24 protein-coding genes, 1 tRNA gene and 1 riboswitch are annotated in these 26,448 nt (G+C 36.4%); of the genes, 23 read left to right on the forward strand and 2 right to left on the reverse strand.

What is annotated here, in order from left to right:
* Nucleotides 1-140: 140 nt before the first annotated feature.
* Nucleotides 141-258, forward strand: a riboswitch (TPP riboswitch).
* Between the two features lie 166 nt (nt 259-424).
* The 10 genes from thiC (at nt 425) to PSA_RS03980 (ending at nt 10,993) form a co-directional block, all read left to right on the forward strand.
* Complete coding sequence (thiC, locus tag PSA_RS03935; protein WP_042151383.1) at nt 425-2,374, forward strand: phosphomethylpyrimidine synthase ThiC; 1,950 nt, start codon at nt 425-427, stop codon at nt 2,372-2,374.
* A gap of 79 nt (nt 2,375-2,453) precedes the next feature.
* A complete protein-coding gene (thiO, locus tag PSA_RS03940; RefSeq protein ID WP_042151380.1) occupies nt 2,454-3,545 on the forward strand; it encodes a glycine oxidase ThiO in 1,092 nt (363 codons plus the stop codon).
* Between the two features lies 1 nt (nt 3,546).
* Nucleotides 3,547-3,756 (forward strand): sulfur carrier protein ThiS, encoded by a 210-nt coding sequence (gene thiS / locus PSA_RS03945; protein ID WP_042151377.1) that lies wholly within the window; start codon nt 3,547-3,549, stop codon nt 3,754-3,756.
* A 60-nt stretch (nt 3,757-3,816) separates the two neighbouring features.
* The gene (locus tag PSA_RS03950) at nt 3,817-4,602 is read left to right on the forward strand and encodes a thiazole synthase (protein ID WP_042151374.1); all 786 of its coding nucleotides are present in this window, start codon (nt 3,817-3,819) and stop codon (nt 4,600-4,602) included.
* A 78-nt stretch (nt 4,603-4,680) separates the two neighbouring features.
* Complete coding sequence (gene thiE, locus PSA_RS03955) at nt 4,681-6,210, forward strand: thiamine phosphate synthase (RefSeq protein ID WP_042151371.1); 1,530 nt, start codon at nt 4,681-4,683, stop codon at nt 6,208-6,210.
* Nucleotides 6,203-6,955 carry a HesA/MoeB/ThiF family protein gene (locus tag PSA_RS03960; protein ID WP_269432764.1) on the forward strand — a complete coding sequence of 251 codons (753 nt, stop codon included), beginning with the start codon at nt 6,203-6,205 and terminating at the stop codon, nt 6,953-6,955. The genes thiE and PSA_RS03960 overlap by 8 nt, the downstream gene beginning before the upstream one ends.
* A gap of 111 nt (nt 6,956-7,066) precedes the next feature.
* Nucleotides 7,067-9,214, forward strand: coding sequence for a TonB-dependent receptor (locus tag PSA_RS03965; protein ID WP_052380218.1), 2,148 nt, complete (start codon nt 7,067-7,069; stop codon nt 9,212-9,214).
* Nucleotides 9,215-9,276: 62 nt separating this feature from the next.
* Nucleotides 9,277-9,528 (forward strand): YkoF family thiamine/hydroxymethylpyrimidine-binding protein, encoded by a 252-nt coding sequence (locus PSA_RS03970; RefSeq protein WP_042151368.1) that lies wholly within the window; start codon nt 9,277-9,279, stop codon nt 9,526-9,528.
* A complete protein-coding gene (pnuC, locus tag PSA_RS03975) occupies nt 9,525-10,199 on the forward strand; it encodes a nicotinamide riboside transporter PnuC (protein WP_042151365.1) in 675 nt (224 codons plus the stop codon). Before PSA_RS03970 ends, pnuC begins: the two co-directional genes overlap by 4 nt.
* Complete coding sequence (locus PSA_RS03980; RefSeq protein ID WP_042151362.1) at nt 10,199-10,993, forward strand: phosphotransferase; 795 nt, start codon at nt 10,199-10,201, stop codon at nt 10,991-10,993. Before pnuC ends, PSA_RS03980 begins: the two co-directional genes overlap by 1 nt.
* Nucleotides 10,994-11,020: 27 nt before the next feature.
* Here PSA_RS03980 and PSA_RS03985 read toward each other — a convergent pair whose 3' ends face one another.
* A complete protein-coding gene (locus PSA_RS03985; protein WP_042151359.1) occupies nt 11,021-11,203 on the reverse strand; it encodes a hypothetical protein in 183 nt (60 codons plus the stop codon).
* A gap of 203 nt (nt 11,204-11,406) precedes the next feature.
* Between PSA_RS03985 and PSA_RS03990 the strand changes: the two genes are divergently transcribed.
* The 4 genes from PSA_RS03990 (at nt 11,407) to PSA_RS04000 (ending at nt 14,937) form a co-directional block, all read left to right on the forward strand.
* Nucleotides 11,407-11,483, forward strand: a tRNA-Arg gene (locus PSA_RS03990).
* A 61-nt stretch (nt 11,484-11,544) separates the two neighbouring features.
* Nucleotides 11,545-11,742 (forward strand): DUF1289 domain-containing protein, encoded by a 198-nt coding sequence (locus tag PSA_RS24315; protein WP_082305617.1) that lies wholly within the window; start codon nt 11,545-11,547, stop codon nt 11,740-11,742.
* Nucleotides 11,714-13,675 (forward strand): ATP-binding protein, encoded by a 1,962-nt coding sequence (locus PSA_RS03995; protein WP_042151357.1) that lies wholly within the window; start codon nt 11,714-11,716, stop codon nt 13,673-13,675. Before PSA_RS24315 ends, PSA_RS03995 begins: the two co-directional genes overlap by 29 nt.
* A 140-nt stretch (nt 13,676-13,815) precedes the next feature.
* Nucleotides 13,816-14,937 carry a response regulator gene (locus PSA_RS04000; protein ID WP_042151354.1) on the forward strand — a complete coding sequence of 374 codons (1,122 nt, stop codon included), beginning with the start codon at nt 13,816-13,818 and terminating at the stop codon, nt 14,935-14,937.
* Nucleotides 14,938-15,234: 297 nt separating this feature from the next.
* Here PSA_RS04000 and queG read toward each other — a convergent pair whose 3' ends face one another.
* The gene (queG, locus tag PSA_RS04005) at nt 15,235-16,377 is read right to left on the reverse strand and encodes a tRNA epoxyqueuosine(34) reductase QueG (protein WP_042151351.1); all 1,143 of its coding nucleotides are present in this window, start codon (nt 16,375-16,377) and stop codon (nt 15,235-15,237) included.
* Between the two features lie 11 nt (nt 16,378-16,388).
* Between queG and PSA_RS04010 the strand changes: the two genes are divergently transcribed.
* The 9 genes from PSA_RS04010 (at nt 16,389) to hflC (ending at nt 26,393) form a co-directional block, all read left to right on the forward strand.
* Nucleotides 16,389-17,912, forward strand: a complete 1,524-nt coding sequence (locus PSA_RS04010; RefSeq protein WP_042151348.1) for a bifunctional ADP-dependent NAD(P)H-hydrate dehydratase/NAD(P)H-hydrate epimerase — start codon at nt 16,389-16,391, stop codon at nt 17,910-17,912.
* A 12-nt stretch (nt 17,913-17,924) separates the two neighbouring features.
* Nucleotides 17,925-18,401, forward strand: a complete 477-nt coding sequence (gene tsaE / locus PSA_RS04015) for a tRNA (adenosine(37)-N6)-threonylcarbamoyltransferase complex ATPase subunit type 1 TsaE (protein WP_042151345.1) — start codon at nt 17,925-17,927, stop codon at nt 18,399-18,401.
* Entirely contained in the window at nt 18,394-19,740 is a 1,347-nt protein-coding gene (locus tag PSA_RS04020; protein ID WP_042151342.1) for an N-acetylmuramoyl-L-alanine amidase, read from the forward strand. Before tsaE ends, PSA_RS04020 begins: the two co-directional genes overlap by 8 nt.
* A gap of 13 nt (nt 19,741-19,753) precedes the next feature.
* Entirely contained in the window at nt 19,754-21,559 is a 1,806-nt protein-coding gene (mutL, locus tag PSA_RS04025; protein WP_042151339.1) for a DNA mismatch repair endonuclease MutL, read from the forward strand.
* A gap of 38 nt (nt 21,560-21,597) precedes the next feature.
* Nucleotides 21,598-22,488 (forward strand): tRNA (adenosine(37)-N6)-dimethylallyltransferase MiaA, encoded by an 891-nt coding sequence (gene miaA, locus PSA_RS04030; RefSeq protein WP_042151336.1) that lies wholly within the window; start codon nt 21,598-21,600, stop codon nt 22,486-22,488.
* Between the two features lie 85 nt (nt 22,489-22,573).
* A complete protein-coding gene (hfq, locus tag PSA_RS04035) occupies nt 22,574-22,843 on the forward strand; it encodes an RNA chaperone Hfq (RefSeq protein ID WP_042151335.1) in 270 nt (89 codons plus the stop codon).
* Between the two features lie 15 nt (nt 22,844-22,858).
* Nucleotides 22,859-24,157, forward strand: a complete 1,299-nt coding sequence (hflX, locus tag PSA_RS04040; RefSeq protein WP_042151332.1) for a ribosome rescue GTPase HflX — start codon at nt 22,859-22,861, stop codon at nt 24,155-24,157.
* Nucleotides 24,158-24,333: 176 nt separating this feature from the next.
* Nucleotides 24,334-25,512, forward strand: a complete 1,179-nt coding sequence (gene hflK / locus PSA_RS04045) for an FtsH protease activity modulator HflK (RefSeq protein WP_042151329.1) — start codon at nt 24,334-24,336, stop codon at nt 25,510-25,512.
* A 2-nt stretch (nt 25,513-25,514) separates the two neighbouring features.
* Nucleotides 25,515-26,393: a protease modulator HflC gene (gene hflC / locus PSA_RS04050; protein ID WP_042151327.1), complete on the forward strand. Its 879-nt coding sequence runs from the start codon at nt 25,515-25,517 to the stop codon at nt 26,391-26,393.
* The last annotated feature ends 55 nt before the right edge of the window (nt 26,394-26,448 follow it).

The following is a 26,448-nucleotide window of genomic DNA, read 5'->3' on the forward strand; positions in this document are numbered from 1 at the left end:
ATTTCTTAATAATAGCAAAAATATAAAATGTTTTTTGTTAAATCTTGGATGCCAAATATCATAAAAAGTTTATAAAAATATTCATTTTGTTATATCAGTATTACTTGCTATACAATCTGAATATAAGTAAGCTCCCAAATAGTTACTTGTCGGAGTGCTCTAATTATACAATTGTATATGTGGAGCTGAGATCGCATTAGCGGGATCCGTGAACCTGAATAGATTAATATCTACGTAGGAAACAAGCGCCCAATTACAATGGGGTTGTTTTCGCCCTGTTGTATAAAATGCAATTATGGGTGAAAAACACTTCAAAAGGGCAATGCCATTGAGTGCATTATCTTGTCTTAATACTTAAATCCAGTTCACTTGTGCCATTTGGTACTCTCCTGACAAGCCGTCATTAATAGCAATGAGGTAAGTCATGTCAGCAATTAAAAATAAACCGTCACGTCGTGAAGAACGACAATCCGCGTCAGATTATATTTATAATTTAACGGGTCAGCCTTTTCCTAGTTCAGAAAAAATCTATGTTGAAGGTGATATGCCCGGTGTTCGCGTAGGTATACGTGAAATTACACTTACTGATACTTATATCAGTGGCCCAGAAAATAATCCTGTTGTAGAAAAAAATGATCCGGTTTTAGTGTACGATACATCAGGTCCGTATACGGATGAAGGTTTTGTTTTAGATGTGCGTAAAGGTTTGCCAAAATACAGAGAGCAATGGATTGAGGGACGTGATGATACTGAATTATTAGAATCTGTGACTTCACAGTTTTCACAACAGCGTATGGCTGATGAAGGTTTAGATCATATTCGTTTTGAGCACTTACCAAAAATTCGTCGTGGTAAGAAAGGTAAAAATGTGACGCAAATGCATTATGCTCGCCAAGGTATTATCACACCTGAAATGGAATATGTTGCGATCCGTGAAAACATGGGTCGTAAAGAAATTCGTGACGAAATATTAGCTGAGCAACATAAAGGCGAGTCTTTTGGTGCCAGTATTCCTGATTTTATTACGCCTGAGTTTGTGCGTGACGAAATCGCCCGCGGTCGTGCTATTTTACCTAATAATATTAATCACCCAGAATCAGAACCTATGATTGTAGGTCGTAACTTTTTAGTTAAAGTGAACGCTAATATTGGTAATTCATCAGTTGGCTCTTCAATTGAAGAAGAAGTTGAAAAGTTAGTATGGTCTACGCGTTGGGGTGCAGATACAGTAATGGATTTATCTACTGGTCGTTATATTCATGAAACACGTGAGTGGATTGTACGTAATTCGCCAGTGCCAATTGGAACAGTACCTATCTATCAAGCGCTTGAAAAAGTAAATGGGGTTGCTGAAGATTTAACGTGGGAAATTTTCCGCGATACGTTAATAGAACAAGCAGAGCAAGGCGTAGATTACTTTACAATTCATGCCGGCGTATTATTACGTTATGTACCTATGACTGCAAAGCGTTTAACGGGTATTGTATCTCGTGGTGGTTCTATCATGGCTAAATGGTGTTTAGCACACCATAAAGAAAACTTTTTATATACGCACTTTGAAGAGATCTGTGAAATATTAAAGCAATACGATGTGACTTTCTCTCTAGGTGATGGTCTGCGTCCAGGTTCTGTATATGATGCTAATGATGAAGCGCAATTCTCTGAATTACGTACTTTAGGTGAATTAACAAAAATTGCTTGGAAACATGACGTTCAAGTATTTATTGAAGGTCCGGGTCATGTGCCAATGCATATGATCAAAGAAAATATGGAAGAGCAGCTTAAGCATTGTGATGAAGCGCCTTTTTATACCTTAGGTCCGCTTACAACTGATATTGCACCAGGTTATGATCATATTACATCTGGTATCGGTGCCGCCCAAATCGCTTGGTATGGCTGTGCGATGTTATGTTATGTAACGCCAAAAGAGCATTTAGGTTTACCTAAAAAGGAAGACGTAAAAGAAGGTTTAATCACTTATAAAATAGCTGCTCATGCGGCTGATTTAGCGAAAGGTCATCCGGGTGCTCAAATTCGTGATAATGCCATGTCTAAAGCACGCTTTGAATTCCGTTGGTACGATCAATTCAATATTGGTTTAGATCCTGAGCGTGCACGTGAATATCATGATGAAACAATTCCACAAGAATCAGGTAAAGTGGCACATTTCTGTTCTATGTGTGGGCCAAAGTTCTGTTCAATGAAAATCTCACAAGAAGTGCGTGATTATGCCAAAGATCTTGAAGATAAAGGCATGGATCCTAATAAATTAGGTGAACCTATCGAAATCCAAATGATTGATGTTGAAGCTGAGATGAAAGCTAAATCAGTTGAGTTCAAAAATGCGGGTGCTGAAATTTACCAGCCAATGTAATTTCTGTTTTGTAGCGGGGCTTTAGTCCCGCATTTCTTCATTGTGTGAGCGCGGCAAAAGCCCCGTCTACAGACTTTATATGAAAAAAAATAAAATTATCATAGTGGGTAGTGGCTTAATTGGTCGGTTAATGGCTTTGTATTTAGGTCGCCAAGGTCATGATATTCATTTATATGATAAGGCAGATAAAAAAGGTACTGGTAGTGCAGCTCGTGCAGCTGGTGGCATGTTAACGCCTTATAGTGAATCACTTATCGCTGAGCCTGAAATAGTCAAAATGGGCATGCAAGGGATCTCAATGTGGCCAGATATATTGGCTACTTTAGATGAATACACCTTTTATCAACAACAAGGCTCTTTAGTTGTATCTCATACGCAAGATGTCGGAGATATGCAGCGTTTTGTGCGTCATATTCAAACAAATTGGTCACAATGTGATATGCGAAAATTAAATCGCAACCAACTTGCTGAACTTGAACCCGAAATAGCACGTCGTTTTAACTCAGCTATTTATTTACCTGAAGAAGGTCAATTAGGTAACCGAAAACTGATGTCAGCTTTAACCCATCAATTAGAGGTTGAAGGTATAAATTGGTATTTAAATAGCGAGGTTACTCACCTTTCAAAAGGTAAAGTTATTTGTAATGACAAGCACATGTCAGCTGATTTAGTGATTGATTGTAGGGGCGCTGGCGCAACGGGTGATCTTAAAAATTTAAGAGCTGTGCGAGGGGAGTTATTTCAGTTATTTGCACCTGAAGTTAATATCACTAGGCCCGTAAGATTAATGCATCCACATTATCATTTATATATCGCACCAAAACCAAATAATCACTATGTGGTTGGCGCAACTGAAATTGAATCAGATAATACGGGGCCTATGACAGTGCGTTCAGCTTTAGAGCTATTATCAGCAGCTTATAGTGTTCATCCAGGCTTTGCTGAAGCAGAAATTAAAGAGCAAGTATCCGCTTGTCGACCTGCGTTATCTGATAATAGCCCTGCTGTTTATAGTGAAAAGGGTTTGCTGCGTATAAACGGTTTGTATCGTCATGGATTTTTATTAGCACCTGTTGTATTGCAGCAAGCACTAGTTGCAGTATCAGAGCAGTTTTCATCAAACTCTTTAGATTTGAGCCATAACAATCCACTTATTAAACAAGTGAGTTAGCATGAATATATTAATTAATTCTCAACAAAAAACAGTGAATGAATCGGCTTGTTTAGCTGATGTATTAGCCGAATATAGTCAAAATAAAAATCTTACAACTAGTTTTGCTGTGGCGTTAAATGCGCAATTTATCGCAAAAGGCAATTACGCTAAAACAACTTTAAAGCCAGGTGACAAGATAGATATTATGTCTCCGATAGCGGGAGGATAATATGGTTTGTTATATAAACGACATAAATGTCTCTCTATTTCAAATAACAGGGGGATAAACATGACTTGGTCTATTTATGGTGAAGAACTAACAAACCGTTTATTAATTGGCAGTGCTTTATATCCATCACCAGAAATTATGAGTAAAGCAGTACAAGCCAGTGGCTCTCAGGTAATTACATTATCTTTAAAGCGTCAAAATCCATCAGAGCAAAGTGGTGCTCAAATATGGCAGCACATTCAAAACATGGGTTTAAAGCTATTGCCAAATACAGCTGGGTGTAAATCAGCTGATGAAGTATTTACATTAGCGCAAATGAGTCGAGAGATTTTTGATACTAATTGGATAAAGCTAGAAGTCATTGGCGATGATTATAATCTGCAACCTGATCCAATTGAGCTGTTAAAGTCAGCAGAGCAATTGATAGCTGAAGGATTTAAAGTATTACCTTATTGCACTGATGATTTAGTGATTTGCCAACGATTATACGATTTAGGCTGTGAAGTGATTATGCCTTGGGCATCACCTATCGGCACAGGCAAAGGGTTAATGAATCCATATAACCTAGAAACTATCAGAATGCGCCTACCTGATGCGACTTTAATTTTAGATGCGGGAATTGGTAAACCATCAGATGCCTGCATTGCCATGGAAATGGGTTATGATGGCGTATTATTAAATAGTGCAGTGGCTTTAGCTGATGATCCTGTTTTAATGGCGCGTGCTTTTGCGAATGCAATTGAAGCCGGCAGCCAAGGATATTTAGCGGGTATAATGCCACAAAGGCAAACGGCGCATGCTTCTACGCCTACATTAGGCACGCCTTTTTGGCATGAGCAGGTTTAAATCATAAACGCGTTTATTGTGTTTTATAAATGTTTATTGAAGCTGCACTCACTGACAAAAATTTTTAAGAGGTTGTAAATGAATAAGATAGTTTGGACTATTGCGGGTTCTGATTCTGGCGGTGGTGCAGGAATTCAAGCTGATGTAAAAGCAATGCAAAGTTTTGGCATTCATACTTGTACTGTTGTAACGGCTTTAACTGCACAAAACAGTATGGGGCTTGAAGCTATCAACCCTGTTGCAGTTGATGTGATTGCATCGCAACTAAAAGCCTTAGAGCAAGATATGCCGGCAGCTGTTATAAAAATTGGTATGTTAGCAAATGAAGAGCAAATCAAGTTTATAGCGCAAAAAATTCAAGAATATAAAAATACTTGGTCGAGCAAGCCTGTTGTTATTTACGATCCTGTTGTAGTGGCATCAAGCGGTGAAAACTTAACTGAAGATGATGTTATACCTGCATTAAAAGAGCATTTACTGCCTTTAATTGATGTTTTAACGCCAAATACCAGAGAGACACAAACTTTAACTGGGGTGTATTTAATTGGCCCTAGCGCAGTAAGAGACGCAGCAGCGACATTTTTTAAAATGGGTATTCAATCTGTGATACTTAAAGGGGGTCACTGGGATTATCCACAAGGTTATTGTATTGATTATTGCCAATCAAGTGATGATTTGAGTACGGAATATTGGTTAGGTAATAAAACTTTGGCAGTACCTCACAGTCATGGCACAGGGTGTAGTTTTGCATCAGCAATGGCTGCATGTTTAGCAAAAGAATACCCATTAAAAGACGCCTTTATTTTAGCTAAAGCCTATATTAATCAAGGTTTAAAAGTAGCTAAACGATTTGGAGAAGGTATTGGTCCGGTTGCCCATTGTGGATTTCCTGAAAATAAAGATGATTTTCCCCAAGTGATAGAACCAGATAGTTATTTAGGTTTAGAGTTAGATTTAGACCCTATCTCAGCGCACCCTCCAGCAATGGATTTTGCTAAGTGTGATAGCTTGCAGCTAGGTTTATACCCAGTTGTAGATACTGTGTCTTGGCTTGAAACTTGTTTAGTAAATAATATAAAAACAATTCAATTACGTATAAAAGACAAGTTAGATCCTGAACTTGAATCTAAAATAGCGCAGGCAGTTGCTTTAGGTCATAAATATCAAGCCAATGTATATATTAACGATCACTGGCAGCTAGCGATAAAACATAAAGCCTATGGTGTGCATTTAGGTCAAGAAGATCTGTACTTGGCAGATTTAGCAGCCATAAAAATGGCAGGTTTACGTTTAGGTTTATCGACTCATGGTTTTTATGAAATGCTTAGAGCAGATAATTACAAACCTAGCTATTTAGCATTTGGTGCTATTTACCCTACAACAACTAAAGATATGACAGGTCAAATTCAAGGTTTAGAAAAGCTAAAACACTTTGTGCCGTTAATGAAATCTTACCCGACGGTTGCGATAGGTGGCATTGATTTATCTCGCGCTAATGAAGTAGCTCGAACAGGTGTTGGCAGTGTTGCAGTAGTCCGTGCTATCACAGAATCAGACGATCCAGCATTGGCAATTGAAAAGCTACAAGCGGAAATTAATTGTGAGTAATGAATTGCTAAGTGATAAAGAGAAAATTCGTTATAGCCGTCAACTTATGCTTAAAGAGGTTGGTTTTGATGGCCAACAAAAGCTTAAAAAAGCTAAAGTGCTGATTATTGGTGTAGGTGGTTTAGGCTGCCCAGCGGCTTTGTATTTGGTTGCTTCGGGTATAGGTGAAATCACCTTAGTTGATGCCGATAAAGTAGAACTTACTAATCTGCAAAGGCAAATTTTATATAAGATTAATCACTTAGGACAAGCTAAAACACAGGCTGCTAAAAAAAGTTTAGCTAGCTTAAATAATGAAATAATCATCAATACTGTTAACGAACAGTTTTCAGCTGATAATGCTAAAAGTCTGATCAGCAACGCAGATATTATACTTGACTGCTGTGATAACTTTGAAACGCGATATTTGATAAATCGCCACTGCGTTAATTTGCAAAAAGTTTTAATTTCAGCGGCTGCCATAGCAACAAAAGGTCAGTTGATGGCTTTTGATAACCGTCAGCAAGGTAATGGGTGTTATCAATGCATATTTGAGCCATCAGAGCAGCAAGCAGCACTTAATTGCGAAAACTCAGGAGTAGTGAGTCCGTTATTAGGGGTAATGGGTTCTATGCAAGCGACACTGGCCTTAAATTATATTTTAGGTCATATGCATTTAAATCAGTTTATAAGTTTTGATGCAATGACTTTTGGGCAACAAAAAATAGCATTTTCAGCAAACCCTAATTGTGATATTTGCCAATAAAGCCACTTTAGTCTTTATTAAATCTACTACACATTTTTACTGTTTAAATCAGTATCTTTGACATAAAATAACGCGCATCGCGCTACAGACAACAATGGAATAAACTTCATCATGAAATTCAAATTTAAAATATCCACATCAATACTTGCTTTGGCAGTTTCACAGGCGCTATTAACGCCTGCTCTTGCAACAGAAAATGAAGCTGATATTGAGCGTATTCTGGTTTCAGGTGATTTTAAAAAAGAAAGCATTCAAACTTTAAGCGCTAGTGCGTCAGTATTTTCTAAAGATGATATTGATTTACGTGGCGCGTCGGCACTAGATGAAATTTTAAATGGTGCAGCTAATATAAACTTTACTGCGGGTGCTTCTCGTGGTCGTTTTATGCAAATTCGTGGTGTGGGTTTACGCTCACAATTTGTTGATCCTATCAACCCTTCGGTTGGAGTGGTAATTGATGGCATTAATTATTCTGGTTTAGGTGGTGCAGCACTGTTATTTGATACTGAACAAGTTGATATTTACCGAGGACCACAAGGGACTCGTTTTGGTGCTGATGCATTGGCTGGCATGATACATATTGAAACAGCAAAAGCGTCAACTGATACCAACTTTAACTTTAAAGTGGGTGCAGGAAATTACAACAGTAAAGATGCAGGTGTCGCCTTTGGTACTGGTATTACTGAAGATACTGCATTTAGATTTAGTGCATATAAATCTAAATCAGATGGTTTTGTCGAAAATGCTTATTTAAAGCGAGATGATACACAAGGCAGAGATGAAGTTGTAAGTCGTTTTAAACTTGATAGCCAAATCACGGATTTATTGCATTCTGAATTAACCGTGCATTTTATTGATATTGATAATGGTTACGATGGTTTCACTTTAGATAACAGTCGTACTAGTATTGCTGATGAACCAGGACAAGATGATCAAGAAAGTTTAGCGATTGGTTTGGCAAATACGTTTACGGGTTTTGACAGTGCTGATGTGGCTTTTAATGTATCAGGTATTAGCTCAGAATTATTATATAGCTATGATGAAGACTGGGTATGTGATGATACTAGCAAACCAGAACTATGTGCACCTGGTTTAATTGCAGACCCTATAAAAGATGTATGGAGCTATAGTTCGACAGACTCTTACTCAAGAGATCGCGAAGATCGTAGTGCTGAATTATCGGTTTCGGGTAAACAAGGTGATTGGGTAACTGGTATATATTATCAAAGCCGAGATGTTGATTTAACTCGTAAATACACTTGGTTATCACAAGATTTTCAATCTGTATACGATACACAAAATGTAGCGTTATTCGGTCAAATAGAGACTCAATTTAATGATAAAACCACTTTAATTACCGGGCTTCGAGTAGAGCAAAACGACGGTGATTATAGTGATAATAATGCCATAGCAGAAAGCACATCAGATACGATGTTTGGTGGTAAAGTCGCATTAGAATATCAAGTTATTCCACGTACTATGATTTATACGAGTTTATCTCGTGGTTATAAGGCTGGTGGCGTGAATGGTGAAGCATTAGCCAAAGCGAAAGATGGTGGCATAGGAGAAGATCATGAGTTTTTTAAAAACCATACAACATTTGAGCCTGAGTATTTATATAACGCTGAGTTTGGTGTAAGAGGGTCATCTGCAGATAACAAATTATTACTTCGTGTTACCGCTTTTTATATGTATCGCGATAATATTCAATTAAAAGATTGGAATATTAAAGAAACAGATGGCGGGCAAGAGCAGTTCACTGGTTTTTATGCTAACGGAAGTAGTGGTACTAACTATGGTTTAGAAATTGATGGTTCTTACCAACTAACTGATCGCATTAGCTTAAACGGTAGTGTTGGGTATTTAGAGTCTAAAATTAATGATTATGTAACTAAATCAGGTTTAAACCAAGATGGCCGTGAGCAAGCACAAGCGCCTAAATATCAGTATTCAGTGAATGCTAAATTTGATGCCACTGATGCGATATACATGAGTGTAGGCATTGAAGGTAAGGATGATTATTACTTCTCAGATGGCCATAATTCAAAAGCACCAAGCGTTAATTTGGTGAATGCCAAAATAGCTTATTCGCAAGATGATTGGGAACTAAGCGCATGGTCTCGTAATTTATTTGATGAAGAATATGCTGTGCGTGGGTTTCAGTTTGGTAATGATGCAACCAAAGATTATGAAACTGATACTTATGTGCAATATGGTGAGCCTATGGCTGCTGGTATAAGCTTTAACTATAATTTTTAATTAATTAGTTTAATCAAAACTGTAGATTCAAATATGAATCTACAGTTTACCAAGGATAATATATGAAACTTTCTGTAGAAATTAGCAAATACCCATTAAATCAAGACTACATACCATTTATTAAAGACTTTATTGATAGATTAAATGCGCATGAAGGCTTAAAAGTAATTACTAATACCATGTCGACTCAGATTTTTGGTGATTATGATTTAGTTATGAGTGTATTAAACCAAGAAATTAAAAAGTCTTATGAAACTTTTGGTAAAGCGATATTTGTATGTAAGTTTATTAATGGCGATTTATCTCCAGAATGAGTGATTTAAACTGGACACAAGTTGCCACTGATACTTTATCTGGCTTTACTGCTATGTCTCATTGGGAGTATATCGCCGTATTTTTTTCAATTGCATATCTGTTGCTTGCGATAAAAGAAAGCTTATGGTGTTGGCCTGCTGCATTTTTTAGTACTTTTATTTATACCATTTTGTTTTTTAATGGTGCTTTGTTAATGGAATCGCTATTAAATGTGTATTACATGGGCATGGCAGTGTATGGTTGGACTGCTTGGCATAAGCACAATAAAGGGCCTGATTTAATAGAAAAAATGGAAGTGTCTATTCAATCTTGGGGCTTAAGTCGGCATCTTAAAATTATCGCTATTACAACGCTAGTATCAATCGTTGTGGGTTATATCATGTCGAATTATACTCATGCTGATTTTGCCTATTTAGATAGTTTTACGACCTTTTTTGCAGCAGTCACAACTTATTTAGTCACTCAAAAAGTGCTTGAAAACTGGTTATACTGGATTGTAATTGATGGCGCTTCAATATATTTATATGTTGAAAAAGGCTATTATCCAACTGTTGTGCTGTTTATTTTTTATACCATAATGGCAGCGTGGGGTTTTAGTACTTGGTATCAAGAATATGAAAAAAACAGACTTGATATAACCGATAATCAAGATATGAAAAACGCAGTTTAATGGAAGAGGTATCAGACTTTTTTTATCACTTTAAACCTGATGAAAAAATCCTTAAAGCAACATTTTTACCTACTGGGCTCAGTAATATTAATTATCATATTATTACTGAGCAACAACATTATTTATTAAAGTGTTACCGTAATGCATTACCTATTGCACAGTTACTTGTGCAAAAGCAATTAGCAAAAAAAGATATTGCGCCACAGGTATATGGCTTTAATAAAATAAACAATACAGCTTTATTTGATTACGCCCCAGGTGAGGTTGCAGATAACATATCTATCACAACAATTGTTGAATCATTAATTCATTTACATCAATTCCGAACAGACTCTGTTTGTTTGGATTTAACCGCACACTTTTCACCTTATAAACAGTTAAACGAATATAAAACATTTGAGCATAAAATTAACTTAGCTTTATCTTTAGTGAGCCAGTTACCAAAAACTTTAGGCTTTTGTCATAACGATTTAATAAAGAACAATATTATAAATGAGGGCAACAGGTTTGTTATAATTGATTTTGAGTATGCACAAACTAACGATGTATTTTTTGATTTAGCTGCGATAGCGTCAAGTTATCAATTTTATGAACAGCAACAATCACAGTTAGTGAATTTATATTGTCAGCAAGGTAACTTAACGATTAATCGTGAGTTAGCAAAAAACAAGCTAGATATATTTTGCTTTATTTATAATGCATTATGTTATTTTTGGTATATAAAGCGTGGGTTTGATGAGGCAGCCATACTTGCTTTATCACAATTGAATCAAAGTGAATTTAAAAGCAAGTAGGCTTTTATGCAGGGGTTTGCTATATAATTAAAGGCCACCAATACGCTCAGCGAGCTCTTTATATTTTTGTACATCACCATCATCAAAAAGAGGATCTCCTGCATCATTATTTTCTTTTGCAATTAATAAATGCTCTCGTTCTAAGCGTTTTACACGTTCTTCTTTTACGCCTAAAAAATCGGCAACTTCTAGTATTGTCATTAATGCCATTTATCTCTCCTAGTTTTATAATTAGCCAATTCATAAATCAGACTATTTTAAGTAAAGCTTACTAACGACAAAAAGTATAGTGGAATTATTAAGCAAATAGAATCAATAAGCTGGCATTTAACTTTGGTTGGCTTTATTATACGCCTGTAACCCCCTACAGTACTTAGGCATGATAAAAAATATTTTACTGTAATTTATAAAATGCACCCTTAGCTCAGCTGGATAGAGCGTCGCCCTCCGGAGGCGAAGGCCGCAGGTTCGAATCCTGCAGGGTGCGCCATTTATCTTCTTTTCTAAAATCACTCTATACTTAAAAATACATCCTTTTATTTGGTTTTTATATGGCCAAAGATAATCCATGCGTTGGCAACTGTTGCCTGTCGGAAAGAGATAGTTGTTTGGGGTGCTTTAGGCACTTAGATGAGATTTTGTCGTGGAATACAATGAATGACAAACAAAAACACGCTACTCTATTAGAATGTAATAAAAGAAAAGAGCAATATTTAGATCATGTTAAAACGGATTTTGATCGTCGATAATAGCAGTGTATTAGCAATGCGGGTCAAGGTATTGCTAGAGTTAGTGGGCTGTGAAACTTTATTAAATCATTTTTTAGAAATAGAAGATGTGCCTAAAAATGATTTGATAAACGATCATTTTGATATGATAGTTGTGGTTCACGGAATTCCAGTTTATTTAGTGCAGGAATTAAAAAATAATTTTAAAGAAATCCCCTTTTTGCTTGTTGCACCTCACTCACAAGATGCAAAAGTATCATCAACCTTTGCTGAATTGCATCAACTTTTACCTTCTTCCCAAATGATTTATCCATTTTTTGATAATAAGGAAATTATAGGTATTTTAGAGGAGGAATTAAGAATTAATAGTGCAGAGGCCGAAATATTACTGCCTAAGGTACTGTTAGTTGATGATGATATTCAGCGGTTAGAAAAACTAGACAAAAGCCTTAAAGGTGCTCATTTAGATGTGACAACAGCATCTGAGATTAAAGACGTTATTGAATTAGCTAAAAATAAAAAGTTTGATTTATTAATATCTGATTTTAATATGGCCAAATGCACGGGAATTGATGTTTTTAGACAGCTAAAGGTAATTAACTCAGATTGTCGTTGCTTATTGGTTACTTCAAAACCACATCAGAGTGCACTGATAGAAGCGATACGTATTGGTGTTGAGGATGTTTTAGAAAAACCACTTAATGAAAGTGTATTGTTGCAAGCCTTGCATAAAGTATGGCAAACAGAATTATTAAAACGTAATAATTTAGAGCTAGTCGAAAGGCTTCAAGATACGGTTGATGCGTTAATCGAAAAAGATAGCTTACTAAGGGTGATATATAAAAACACCCCTGATGGCATAGTACTGTTTGAGCAGTCAGGTAATATTTTAGAAGCTAATGATTCATGTGCTTATCTATTTTCAGCTTCAAATAAAGATTTAGTGGGTAGCTCTATTTATTCGTTGATAGATGTTGAGTCTGCTGAAGAAGTTAAAACTGCTATTTTTCAGGCTGGAAGCAATAAGCAGTTCAGCTGTGAGCTACAAGTTTTATTAAAAGATGGTTTAAAGATCCCTTTAGCTGGATCGTTTTCTGAAATAGATTTTCATGGCGAAATTGCTTTTGCGGCTATTTTAAAAAATGTATCACACTTAAAGCATAAAGAAGAGCTGCTCAAAGAAACCAAAGATATGTTAGAGCAAAAAGTGAAAGATCGTACTTCAGAGTTGGAACTTGCAAAAGATCAAGCTGAGCAGGCTAATCTGAGTAAATCAGACTTCTTAGCGAATATGTCCCATGAATTAAGAACACCTATGCACTCAATATTGAGTTTTTCTCGCTTTGGCTTAGATAAATTAGAATTACAGCCGATCCCCATTGATAAAATGAAAAAGTATTTGTCACGAATTGAAAGCAGTGGTCATAGATTATTAACTTTATTAAATAATTTATTAGATCTTTCTAAACTAGATGTCGGTAAATTTCCATTTTACCCTGAGATTCAAGATCTGTTACCTATTATAAAAACCAGTATTGATGACCTTTCTGGTTTTGCGCTCGAACGAAATATTAGGGTTGGTCTCGAGGCTAATTTATCTCAGGTAATGTTAAATTGTGATAGGGATCAGATATCACAGGTACTCAAAAATATTATTTCAAATGCCATTAAATTTAGTCCTGATAATAGCGAAATACAGATCAACGTTTTTGATAGTAAAGGTAATGTAGAAATTAAAGTAAAAGATCAGGGTATAGGGATACCTGAAGATGAGTTAGAGCTAATTTTTAGTAAGTTTGCACAAAGTAGTAAAACCAATAAAGGTGCTGGTGGTACAGGTTTAGGTTTGGCAATATGTAGAGAATTAATTGATTGCCATCAAGGTACGATTAATGCAAAAAATAATATCACACAAGGAGCCTCCGTTATCATTGTTTTGCCTAAAATAAGATGAATTGGGTACATTCAACTGAAAACTGGAGAAAGTAAAAAAGCTTAACTATGCTTGTTTTAGCTTGTTTTAGCTTAGTATCTTATTATCTGTGAGTGTCACAAATAAGGTACTGAGCTGTATAGATTATTTAGGGAGAAATAATGGTCCAGAATAAAATTTTAGCTGTAGATGATGAGCCGTATAATTTAGAGATAATTGAAGAAATTCTCGAAGAAGACTATCAGCTACACTGCGTTAATAGCGGTCCTGAATGCTTAAAAATAGCAGAGGAACTTAAACCGCGTGTAATATTGCTTGATGTAAGCATGCCGAATATGGATGGTTATGAAGTTTGTCGAAAATTAAAAGAAAACCCCGCAACTTCAGAAATTGTAGTGATGTTTGTATCAGCGAGAGGAACTGTTGAGGAGCGTATTGCAGGTTATGATGTGGGCGCGGAAGACTATATTGTCAAACCTTTTGGCAATAAAGAATTACAATCAAAATTATCAAGCCTTTTTAAGGTGATTGAAAATCGTGAAATGTTAGAGCTGCAAGTTGAGGACGCCACTTCTGCGGCTTTTAATGCTATGTCACTTTCAAGTGAGATGGGCACAATAGTTCAATATATTGAAAATATCGGCACAATTGATGAGCCAAAAGAGTTGGCAAGTGCGTTGAGCCAATGCTTAAAAAGTTTCGGTTTAAAAACATGTAGTGCTTTTTTAGTTGATAAAGAAGTATCTCACTTTAGTTCAGAAGGCATATGTTCACCTATGGTGATTGAGCTTTTTGAATTACTAAAAAATAAAGGGCGTTTATATGAATTTAGTCCGAGAATTTTAGTTAACTATCCCACCATAAGTTTATTAATCCTCAACATGCCGTTAGATGATCCTGAAAAATTAGGCAGGATCCGCGATCATACCTGTTTTATTGTCAGTGTTACCGAGCAACAATTAAATGCAATTTTAACCGCTAGGGTTTTAAAATATCAAAAAATGCAGCTAAAACGCGCTTTTGCTTTGGTAAAATCTCGCTTTGAAGAGTTAGTGTGTGTACTTAATTTAAGCCATGAAATGAACGAAGCGATTTTTAGGGAACTGCAAGAGGAATTTGAAAACCGCATTCCTTATATGGGTCTAGATGAAGATCAGGAGCTTTATATTTTCAAAAAAGTAGATGCAACAATTCAAAAATCAGTCGCTCGGGAAGATTTACTAACCGATGTTAAAAGTGCTTTTTTTGAAATAGAAGATGATCTATCGCATATTTTGGATTAGGTTTGAGGGACTAGGCGCTAGATTTGAAATTTGAATATAAAGCTATTATCTCAAAAGAGCATGAACTCAGTATTTTCATATGTCATCTCCGAGGTGTTTTATCGGAGATCTTGTTTTAGTTTTGTATCAGTTTAAATTTAAGTGATGAGATTCTCGATAAAAAACACTCGGGAAGGACTGGGGCTGAGTTCGTTGTTAATTTAATTGATATTCATAAAATCTAAAGGCTAAAGACTAAAGACTAAAGACTAAAGACTAAAGACTAAAGACTAAAGACTAAAGACTAAAGACTAAAGACTAAGCATCTCTTGGCAACCCTTTCTCTATCGCTTTAATCAAGCGTTGTGTTTTTTTGTTTTCAGGTTTTTTTAGCCGTTGCTGATCAAGTGCCCAATTAATATGAGTGGCAACTAATTCAGTTGCCTCAACTAAGCGTTGTTGTAAAACTGCGATTATTTCTCCATTAAAATCAGCGTTACCTAAGGCGACGGATATATTTCGCAACCAACGTTCATGGCCTATACGTCTTATAGGGCTGCCTTCTGTGTTTTTTAAGAAAGTAGTCTCATCCCATAAGTAGAGTTCAATTAGGTCTTTATCTTTGAGTTGCGTTCTGGGGTGAAAATCTTTTTCATCTGTAATTTGTCCATATCTATTCCATGGGCAAATTAATTGGCAATCATCACAACCGTAAATTCTATTACCCAGTAAAGGTCGAAACTCTTCAGGGATCGCGCCTTTTAACTCTATGGTTAAATAAGAAATACAGCGTTTAGCATCAACTACGTAAGGTTCAACAATGGCGTTTGTAGGGCAAAGCTTAATACAGGCAACACAACTGCCACAGTGTTCTTCTACAGGTTTATCGACAGGTAGGGGGATATCAACAAATAATTCGCCTAAGAAAAACCAAGATCCCGCTTCTTTATTAATAATTAAGCTATGTTTTCCAGTCCAGCCGAGTCCGGCTTTATCTGCTAATTGCCTTTCTAGCACAGGTGCTGAATCAACAAAAGGTCGAAAAGAAAGCTCACCTTGGACTAAGTCTTTTAATTCTTGTTCTATTCTTTGACCCAATTTCTTGAGCTTATTGCGCATTAATTTATGGTAATCACGCCCTAATGCATACCGACTGATATAGGCTTTATCTGTTTTTTTTAAATTTTGAGCAAAACTGGCGTCTGGGGGTAAGTAATTCATGCGTACTGTTATCACGCGTTTAGTGCCAGGAACTAATTCATCCGGGCGCGCACGCATCATGCCATGGGCTGCCATATAGTCCATTTCACCGTGATAGTTATTATCTAACCAGCGTTGTAATTGCGCTTCGTGTTCAGTTAAGTCTATATCGGCAATGCCTACTTGAGCAAAGCCTAAATCTTTGCCCCATTGCTTAATTTTGTCAGAAAGTAAAGAATAGTCAGTATTACTAGAATTCATGATGATTAAATATGGCCGTTTTATACACCGCTAATTTACCACAAATCGCCTATAGCGCGCAGCAAGTTCAATCAAATGAATCTATCATAGCCAAAAAAATGGGCATTGAGATGTATCAATTGATGCAAAATGCCGGAGAAAGTGTGTTTTCACTACTTTGGGATCGCTATAGTTTTGCGAATAATATTTTAATACTAACAGGCAAAGGTAATAACGGTGGTGATGGTTATATTGTTGCTAAGTTAGCCATTGAAAATGATATTCAAGTAAAAGTATTTAGTATTTGCCAGCCAGATGAATTAAAAGGTGATGCATTAAAAGCTTATTTAGAATTTAGTGAGGTAGGTGGCGTAATTGAACAGGAACTCGATTTTTCAGAGTGTAATTTAATAATTGATGCTTTATTAGGGACCGGTTTGAGTGGCGAGTTATCAGGTAATATTAAAAGGATTTGCCAACAAATAAATCAAACTGGCAAACAGGTCATTAGTATAGATGTGCCCTCCGGAGTGAATGCAACAACAGGGGGAATATCAAAAAATGCGATTTATGCCGATAGCACGGTTACTTTTATTGGACTCAAAAAAGGATTGCTGACTGGAAAAGTAAAAGATTATGTTGGTGAATTGTATTTTTCAGGTTTAGGCATTGATGAGGAATTTGCAAAAACAGTACAGTCTCCAGTAAGTTATTTATCTGAACAAAGTATGCTAAATAAAAAAATACACCGTGAACAATCGACATATAAAAATCAGCAAGGCCACGTATTATTAATTGGCGGTGATAAAGGCATGGCTGGTGCAATTCGCTTAGCAGGAGAGGCGTGTTTAAGAAGTGGCGCAGGTTTGGTGAGCATAGCCACCCATATTGATAATGTCGCCAGTGTTTTGCAAGGCCGTTATGAATTAATGGTGCATGGCATTGAGGATGAAACTCAGTTAGCTGTGTTAATTGAAAAGGCATCTGTGATTGTAATTGGGCCAGGCATGGGGCAATCAGATTGGGGTAAAATGCTTTTTGATACGCTTTTTTGTCATCAAGATAAAATTAAAGTGATAGATGCCGATGCGCTAACGTTTTTAGCTGAAAAAGCGCTAGCGTTACCAAATTGTGTTTTAACTCCGCATGCAGGGGAGGCTGCAAGATTATTGCAAGCTACTAATATTGAAATAGAATCAAACCGCTTTGATGCTGTTAATAAAATAGCAAACAAATATAAAACAACTAGCGTACTTAAAGGTCCTGGGACTCTAGTTTGCCAGGGCGATAGATTAAATATCAATACTTCTGGTTCGCCATCTATGGCAAGTGCTGGGATGGGAGATGTTTTATCTGGTATAATCGGTGCACTTATTGCGCAAAAAGTAAAAACGCTCAACAGTGAAAACTCAGAAGATACTAAACAAGCCGTATTTGATATGACATGTTTATCAGTGTTTATTCATGGAAAAGCAGCGCAATTAGCTGAAAAAGATGGCATAAATGGTTTGTTAGCAAGTGATTTATTTCCATATATTAGACGTTTAGTTGGTTAACAAAGGTATAAAATGAGCAAGGTATTTAGCTGTTTATTAGAAGATGAGCAAGCAACAGTCGCCATGGGCGGTGTTTTAGCGAAAAATATTACACAAGGTGCTGTTATATATTTGCACGGTGATTTAGGTGCTGGAAAAACGACCTTTACACGAGGCGTTGTTCAAGGCTTTGGTCATACAGGTAAAGTTAAAAGCCCAACTTACACTTTGGTTGAACCGTATGAGCTAGAAAACCAAAGTATTTATCATTTTGATTTATACCGTTTAGCTGATCCTGAAGAGCTTGAGTTTATGGGGATCCGTGATTATTTTAATGAGAAATCAATTTGCATGATCGAATGGCCTGAAAAAGGCGCTGAATTTTTAGCTACAGCAGATTTAGAGCTTACACTTGAGTATGTTGCACAAAAACGTAAAGTTAGTATTATGGGTAAAACTCAAAAAGGCGAAGAAATAGTCGATAGGCTATCAAATACAGATAATGCATAGTCTTAAAAATATAATAATAAAACTATTTATCAGTTTCATTTTTTTCAGCATATTTGCTGTTACAGATGCTTATGCGCAAAATAAAATAACCAGCGTACGTGTTTGGCCATCTCCCCAAAGCACACGTGTTGTTTTTGATTTAAAAGAAAAGCCTGATTACAGTTATTTTGTGCTAAAAAAACCACTTCGTTTAGTGGTTGATTTAAAAAATACCAGTCAAAAAGTATCATTGCCAAAGGTCACAAAAGAGCATCAATTAATAAAAAAAGTACGCTTTAGTAAACCTAAGAAAAAAGGTTGGACAAGACTGGTTTTTGAAATTTTAGAGCCGGTTAAACCAGTTATTTTTTCGCTTGCACCAACAGGACCTAAAAAGGATAGGTTGGTTGTTGATTTATTTGCCATAAATAAAAAACCTCAAAAATCGATAGTTGCAAAAAATAGAGATATGAGCGGTAATCGTGATGTTGTGATAGCCATAGATGCTGGACATGGTGGGGAAGATCCCGGTTCTATTGGTCCTTCTGGCATGTATGAGAAAAAAATCACCTTACAAATATCACAAAAATTAGCAAAACTGATTAATAATGAAAAAGGTATGAGGGCAGTAATGCCGCGTACCGGTGACTATCACGTAAAATTGAATACTCGTACAGTACGGGCAAGAAAACATAAAGCTGATTTTTTTATTTCAATTCATGCTGATGCGTTTACGAGTCCGCAACCTAGAGGTGCATCAGTGTGGGTACTGTCGTTACGAAGGGCTAACTCTGAAATTGGTAAGTGGATTGAAAGTAGTGAAAAACATTCTGATTTATTGGGTGGTGCTGCAAGTGTGCTTAAAGATACCCAAAATGAAAAATACTTAGTGCAAGCTGTATTAGATATGAAGATGGATCACTCCATGAAAACGGGATCAGAAATTGCTTTGTCAGTCGTAAATGAATTGAAAAAAGTCACTAAAATGCATAAAACTAAACCACAATATGCAAGTTTAGCTGTATTAAAGTCTCCCGACATACCTTCTATATTGGTTGAAACAGGATTTATTTCAAATCCAGCAGAAGAAAAACTACTAAAAAGTGCCGCACATCAAAATAAATTAGCTAAAGCAGTTTTTAAGTCTGTAAAAGCACACTTTAGAAACAATCCTCCTGAGGATTCTTATTTTGCTAAAATAAAATCGGCTACCCCAGAATCTCATAGGGTAAAATCAGGAGACTCTTTAAGTGTGTTGGCGCAGCGATATGGCATAACAGTTTATAAGCTTAAGCAAGCGAATAAACTGAAATCAAATACCTTATTTATTGGTCAAAACTTAACAATCCCCCGCAGTTAACAAGTGAAATAACATGAGTATAGAAATCTTACCGGCTCGTTTAGCTAACCAAATCGCAGCTGGTGAGGTAGTTGAACGTCCGGCGTCAGTGGTTAAAGAATTAGTTGAAAATAGTTTAGATGCTGGCGCAACACGTATTCAAATTGATATTGACCGTGGCGGACATAAACTGATCCGAATTCGTGATAATGGCTCTGGTATCGAGAAGGATGAGTTGGCACTTGCTTTATCTCGTCATGCAACCAGCAAGTTAAAAACCTTAGATGATTTAGAGTGCATTAACTCCTTGGGTTTTCGTGGTGAAGCACTCGCATCTATTAGCTCAGTTTCTCGATTAACACTTAGCTCAAAACCAAAAGAACAAAATGAAGCGTGGCAAGCTTATGCTGAAGGTCGTGATATGGCCGTTAAAGTTCAGCCAACAGCGCATCCAGATGGTACAACAATTGAAGTTGTTGATTTGTTTTTTAATACGCCTGCAAGACGTAAGTTTTTAAGAACTGAAAAAACCGAGTTTAATCATATTGATGAACTAATAAAACGCATTGCATTAAGTCGTTTTGATGTGGGTATTACATTAAAACACAATGGTAAAGTGGTACGTCAATATCGAGCACAATCCAGCACAGAGCAAAGAGTTAAACGTGTTGCTCAAGTGGCAGGGCGTAATTTTTTAGATCATGCTTTATATTTAGAGTCAGGTGAAGATAAACTTAAAATGTATGGTTGGGCGCTACCTTCAGGCTTAAATAAAGACCCGCAATATACTTATGTAAATGGCCGTATGATGCGAGATAAATTAATTTTGCATGCAATCCGCCAAGCTTTTGAGGAAATCCAGCCGGATTATGATGTACCTGCGTTTGTTTTATATTTAGAAATCGATCCACTTCAAGTTGATGTTAATGTGCATCCAGCTAAACACGAGGTGCGTTTTCATCAAGCGCGTTTAATTCATGATTTTATTTTACAGGCAGTTAAACAGTTGGCCAAACAAACTGTTTTAATGAGTGAACCTGCAGCACCCATACACCAAGATGAAGATGAAGATGATGTACCTTTCTCTTTATCTGATTATTTACCTGTTGAACCAACTGCAAACACAAGTTATTCATCAGGTAGCGGTTCTCAACAAGCACGTGCACCGCAAGCTCCTAGAGAAAACGTGAGTTATCAGCAACAACAAAAAGTAAATGCATTTTATCAAGGCATTGGTGAGCAAGCTGCGCAACATTTTGATAATGTGAATGAGCTATCAACTTCAGAACATGATGACTTTCAAAAAAATCAAGTCGCGATAAAGCAAAAAGAAATCATCGGACTTAATGGTGGTGCTTGTATTATTAAACAAGATGATGAGATTTATTTAGGTCATTTTAAATCGATATTAGCTGATTTTTGGCAAGCAGAAATTGAAAAGTCAGGAGAGTTAACCGGACGTCCGTTATTATTGCCTGTGCGTATAAATGTCACTGAAGCAGACTTAGCTATCATTAAAGAGAGTTTATCTTGGTTAAACATTTTAGGTTATGACCTTCAGCTTTCGACTAGTTTTATTATGATTAAAAAGTTACCAGCGTGTATTTATTCAGGAGACGTTAACTTAGTTGTTGATAAATTGATTGAAGTATCTAAAATGAATTGTTCCGATATTAGTTCGTGGTTGGATTGGCAATCGAATTGGACTGCTAAAAATTACTTTTCAACGGATGTTAATAATGGTTTGATTGATTTTATTCAAAGAAAACCAGAATTAATGCGCTTAATTTCACAAAATGCGGTTAAAATAGATTTAACCGAATATTTAAGCCAATTATAGCGGAAAATAAGCAATTGAGTTTACCAGTTATTTTTTTGATGGGCCCGACAGCTGCGGGTAAAACAGATTTAGCGATACAGCTATGTCAAACCTTAAACACTGAAGTGATTAGCGTTGATTCAGCTCTAGTATATCGAGATATGGATATTGGCACGGCTAAGCCGAGTGCTGATGAACTTGCTCAGGCTCCGCATCATTTAATTGATATGTTAGATCCATCAGAGGTTTATTCAACGGCAAACTTTTGCACTGATGCTTTAAATAAAATAGAAGCGTTACATGCACAAGGGAAAATTCCATTGCTTGTTGGCGGTACTATGATGTATTTCAAAAGTTTATTAGAGGGGATTTCACCCTTACCTGAAGCTGATGTTGAAATTCGTAAACACCTTGAAATAGAAGCAAATGAAAAAGGCTGGCCTGCACTACATGAAGAGTTAACCTCTGTAGATCCTGTAGCAGCTAGCAGAATTAGTGAAAACGACTCTCAACGCATTAACCGCGCGTTGGAAGTATATCGAATCACAGGTAAACCTATGTCTGAACTGCAAAATGTTAAGACTGGGGCTTTACCTTATAAAGTATTGCAATTTGCAATAGCACCTGAAGATCGCAGCGTTTTACATCAGAGAATAGAACAACGATTTAAAATAATGTTAGATCAGGGGTTTGAAAAAGAAGTTAAGGCCTTATATAACAGAGAGGACCTTAATGTAAAATTACCTTCTATCCGGTGTGTTGGTTATCGCCAAATGTGGGATTATTTCGAAGGTGATATTGATTACGACGAAATGGTTTTTCGTGGCATAGTTGCGACAAGACAATTAGCAAAAAGACAATTAACTTGGTTAAGAGGCTGGGAAAATGTAACTTGGCTTGAGTCAGGTGCAGAAGAAAACTTGCATCGTGTGATATCTTCGCTAAGCTAGTAACATTAACAAAAAAATTATGAAATCTTATACTTAAAGATTTTTTATTACTTAATAATAACACCTAAAGCTAAGGAAAATAATAATGGCAAAGGGGCAATCATTGCAAGACCCATTTTTGAATGCATTACGTCGTGAGCGCATTCCAGTATCAATTTATTTAGTTAATGGCATTAAATTACAAGGTAAGGTTCAATCTTTTGACCAATTTGTAATTCTTCTGGAAAATACAGTAAACCAAATGGTTTACAAACATGCTATTTCTACAGTTGTTCCTGCAAGAGCAATTAACTTCCAATCGACTCCAACTGGTTCTGAAACACCTGAGAACACAGAGGAAGGCGATACATTTTAATTAGGAGTTTAATGTTTGTTTGACCGTTATGAAGCCGGTGAGCAGGCAGTCTTAGTTCATATAGAATTTCCAAAAGAGCATGATCGTGAAGATCTGAATGAATTGGAAATGTTAGTTTCTTCTGCGGGTGTTAATTCCTTGGCGGTAGTGCAAGGCTCCCGTCAAAAACCGCATGCCAAATTTTTTGTTGGTACTGGTAAAGCAGAAGAGATAGCTGAGGTTGTTCAAATGCATCAAGCCGATGTGGTTATATTTAATCATGTATTAACCCCATCTCAAGAAAGAAACCTCGAAGTTGTTTGTCAATGTAGGGTGCTAGATCGTACTACCTTAATTTTAGATATTTTTGCGCAACGTGCACGAACCCATGAAGGTAAGTTACAAGTAGAACTAGCACAATTACGTCACATTTCTACTCGTTTGATCCGAGGCTGGACTCACCTAGAGAGACAAAAAGGGGGGATTGGTTTACGCGGACCAGGTGAAACGCAGTTAGAAACAGATAGACGTTTGATCCGTGGTAAAATTAAAAATATTCAAAAGCGTTTAGAAAAAGTAGCCAAGCAACGAGATCAAGGTCGCAGAGCGCGTAGTCGTAATGAAATTCCTACTTTATCTTTAGTGGGTTATACCAATGCAGGTAAGTCCTCATTGTTTAATCAGATGGCTAATGCTGATGTGTATGCTGCAGACCAATTGTTCGCAACACTCGATCCTACACTACGTAAAATAGAGATCGCAGATGTTGGTAGTACTATTTTAGCCGATACCGTAGGTTTTATTCGCCATTTACCGCATGATTTAGTTTCGGCTTTTAAAGCGACCTTAACTGAAACACGTGAAGCTGATTTACAGCTCCATGTAATTGATGTAGCGGATGAAAGGCGACAAGAAAATATTGAACAAGTAAATGCTGTTTTAAAAGAAATTGAGGCTGATGAAGTACCTCAATTATTAATTTATAACAAAATTGATTTGGTTGAAGAATTATCACCCCGTATAGATCGTGATGATGAAGGTAACCCTATTCGAGTATGGTTATCAGCTCAAACTGGTGCTGGCTGCGAGTTATTACTTGAAGCAATTAGTGAGAGATTATCGGATCAAGTTTTAGCTTGTACTCTTGAATTATCAGGGAAATATGGTGCTTTAAGAGGTGCCTTGTATCGTTTGAGTTGTATTACAGACGAGCAATTTGATGATTTAGGCAATTGGTTACTTGATATCAGATTACCTATGATTGATTGGAATCGATTAAAAAAAGAGTTTGGTAACGAAATTGATGAATTAATCAAATTAGATCAGCTAAGCTGATTTATTATGAAAACGGTCAGAAATTTGTTAACTTATTCAAAGGTGTAAAAAAGCGTTGTATTATTTTTAGACTTTTAAAACGCAAATAGATCAATTCCATTAAGTTAATGATTATATATTTATCGGAATTGGTATTAACCTAACTTATTTATTTTATATAACATTGGAGTAGTGCTATGGCCTGGAATGAGCCGGGTAACAATGGTAATAAAAACAACGATCCTTGGAAAAATAAAGGCGGACGCGATCAAGGTCCACCTGATTTAGATGAGGTATTTCGTAAATATAGCGACAAACTAGGTGGTATGTTTGGCGGTAATGGTGGTGGCAATAATAAAGGCGATAGCAACCTAAGTGGTATGGCTATTGGTTTTGTTTTAGTGATTGCACTTGTTGTTTGGGCTTTAAGTGGTATTTACACTATTAAAGAGGCTGAGCGCGGTATTATTTTACGATTTGGCCAATTCCATTCAATCTCAGATCCGGGTCTTCGTTGGAAAATGACTTTTATTGATAGAGTTATTCCAGTTGAAATCGAAGCTGTTCGTTCGTTATCTGCTTCAGGCTTTATGCTGACTGAAGATGAAAATGTTGTAAGTGTTGAATTTGTTGTGCAATACCGTGTAACAGATCCACGTGCTTATCTTTTCAGCGTGACAGATGCCGATCATAGTTTACAGCAAGCTTTAGATAGTGCACTTCGTTATGTTGTTGGTCATTCATCAATGGATGATATTCTGACAAAAGGTCGTGAAGAAATACGCCAAAAAACTTGGGATGAACTAACAAAAATTATTGAACCTTATAACTTAGGTTTAATTTTAACTGACGTTAACTTTAAAGATGCCCGCCCACCTGGTGAAGTAAAAGATGCATTTGATGATGCAATTGCTGCACAAGAAGATGAAGTACGTTTTGTACGTGAAGCAGAAGCTTATGAGCGTGAAATTGAACCTCAAGCTCGTGGTCAAGTAACACGTATGACACAAGAAGCTGAAGGTTACAAAGAACGTGTAACGTTAGAAGCGGAAGGTGAAGTTGCACGTTTTAATAAGTTACTTCCTGAATATCAAATGGCTAAAGATGTAACACGTCAGCGTTTATATATTGAAGCGATGGAAGATGTTTTAGGTAGCACTTCAAAAGTATTAGTTGATGTCAAAGGTGGTAACAACATGATGTACTTACCACTGGATAAAATTATGCAAAATAGCCAAGGCGGTACAGTTACTTTACCTAAAGTAAGTGACCTACAAAACTTAAGACAAAAAATGGGTAACTCTCGAGGCAATAACAGCCAAGTAAATAGTTCATCTGATCGTTTTGCAACTGATAGATTTGGTAATGGGAGATAAGAATGAAGAACTTTATTTTAGCTAGTATTGTTGTTGTATTATTTTTATCTTTTTCTTCAGTGTTTGTTGTTTTTGAAGGACAGAACGCCATCGTTCTTCAATTTTCAAAAGTAAAAAAAGACACTGATGATCAAGCCGTTGTATACCCACCAGGTTTACATTTAAAAGTACCATTTATTACACAGGTACGTAAACTTGATGCACGTATTCAAACTTTAGATGGTGCACCAGACCGCTTTGTGACAAGTGAGAAAAAAGACTTAATTGTTGACTCATATGTTAAATGGCGAATTAAAGATTTCAGTGCATATTACCTGCGTGCACGTGGTGATAAACAATATGCTGAAACTTTATTGAAACAAAAAGTAAATAATGGTTTAAGAACTAATTTCGGTTCAAGAACGATTAAAGAAATTGTGTCAGGAAAGCGAAGTGAATTAATGCGTGATGCGCTAACTCAAGTTTCTGAAAGTGCCAATGAACTAGGAATAGAAGTACTTGATGTACGTGTTAAACAGATTAACTTACCTACTGAAGTAAGTAACTCTATTTTCCAACGTATGCGTGCTGAGCGAACTGCTGTTGCTAAAGAGCATAGATCGGAAGGTCGTGAAAAATCAGAAACGATTAGAGCGGGTGTTGATCGTCGTGTAACAGTGATGCTTGCAGAAGCAGAGCGTAACGCAAGAACAGTTCGTGGTGAAGGTGATGCAGATGCTGCTAAAATTTATGCTGAGTCATATTCTAAAGATGCTGAATTTTATACTTTCTTACGTAGCTTAGACGCATATAAGTCTACATTTAATTCTAAGAGTGATGTAATGGTGCTTGCACCTGATAGCGACTTCTTTAAATTTATGAAAGGTGTTGAAGGTAAGTAGCTTAAGCTAAGCAATTACTTTTAATATTTAGATTATAAAAAAACCTCACTTAATA

Origin of the sequence: Pseudoalteromonas sp. '520P1 No. 423', from assembly GCF_001269985.1 — a bacterium.
In the GTDB taxonomy this organism is placed as follows: Bacteria; Pseudomonadota; Gammaproteobacteria; order Enterobacterales; family Alteromonadaceae; genus Pseudoalteromonas.

Bases quoted from the DNA above. Each gene is read 5' to 3' on its own strand.
- thiC (WP_042151383.1), top strand. From the start codon at position 425: ATGTCAGCAATTAAAAATAAACCGTCACGTCGTGAAGAACGACAATCC.
- thiO (WP_042151380.1), top strand. From the start codon at position 2,454: ATGAAAAAAAATAAAATTATCATAGTGGGTAGTGGCTTAATTGGTCGG.
- thiS (WP_042151377.1), top strand. From the start codon at position 3,547: ATGAATATATTAATTAATTCTCAACAAAAAACAGTGAATGAATCGGCT.
- PSA_RS03950 (WP_042151374.1), top strand. From the start codon at position 3,817: ATGACTTGGTCTATTTATGGTGAAGAACTAACAAACCGTTTATTAATT.
- thiE (WP_042151371.1), top strand. From the start codon at position 4,681: ATGAATAAGATAGTTTGGACTATTGCGGGTTCTGATTCTGGCGGTGGT.
- PSA_RS03965 (WP_052380218.1), top strand. From the start codon at position 7,067: ATGAAATTCAAATTTAAAATATCCACATCAATACTTGCTTTGGCAGTT.
- PSA_RS03970 (WP_042151368.1), top strand. From the start codon at position 9,277: ATGAAACTTTCTGTAGAAATTAGCAAATACCCATTAAATCAAGACTAC.
- pnuC (WP_042151365.1), top strand. From the start codon at position 9,525: ATGAGTGATTTAAACTGGACACAAGTTGCCACTGATACTTTATCTGGC.
- PSA_RS03980 (WP_042151362.1), top strand. From the start codon at position 10,199: ATGGAAGAGGTATCAGACTTTTTTTATCACTTTAAACCTGATGAAAAA.
- PSA_RS03985 (WP_042151359.1), bottom strand. From the start codon at position 11,203: ATGGCATTAATGACAATACTAGAAGTTGCCGATTTTTTAGGCGTAAAA.
- PSA_RS24315 (WP_082305617.1), top strand. From the start codon at position 11,545: ATGGCCAAAGATAATCCATGCGTTGGCAACTGTTGCCTGTCGGAAAGA.
- PSA_RS03995 (WP_042151357.1), top strand. From the start codon at position 11,714: ATGTTAAAACGGATTTTGATCGTCGATAATAGCAGTGTATTAGCAATG.
- PSA_RS04000 (WP_042151354.1), top strand. From the start codon at position 13,816: ATGGTCCAGAATAAAATTTTAGCTGTAGATGATGAGCCGTATAATTTA.
- queG (WP_042151351.1), bottom strand. From the start codon at position 16,377: ATGAATTCTAGTAATACTGACTATTCTTTACTTTCTGACAAAATTAAG.
- PSA_RS04010 (WP_042151348.1), top strand. From the start codon at position 16,389: ATGGCCGTTTTATACACCGCTAATTTACCACAAATCGCCTATAGCGCG.
- tsaE (WP_042151345.1), top strand. From the start codon at position 17,925: ATGAGCAAGGTATTTAGCTGTTTATTAGAAGATGAGCAAGCAACAGTC.
- PSA_RS04020 (WP_042151342.1), top strand. From the start codon at position 18,394: ATGCATAGTCTTAAAAATATAATAATAAAACTATTTATCAGTTTCATT.
- mutL (WP_042151339.1), top strand. From the start codon at position 19,754: ATGAGTATAGAAATCTTACCGGCTCGTTTAGCTAACCAAATCGCAGCT.
- miaA (WP_042151336.1), top strand. From the start codon at position 21,598: ATGGGCCCGACAGCTGCGGGTAAAACAGATTTAGCGATACAGCTATGT.
- hfq (WP_042151335.1), top strand. From the start codon at position 22,574: ATGGCAAAGGGGCAATCATTGCAAGACCCATTTTTGAATGCATTACGT.
- hflK (WP_042151329.1), top strand. From the start codon at position 24,334: ATGGCCTGGAATGAGCCGGGTAACAATGGTAATAAAAACAACGATCCT.
- hflC (WP_042151327.1), top strand. From the start codon at position 25,515: ATGAAGAACTTTATTTTAGCTAGTATTGTTGTTGTATTATTTTTATCT.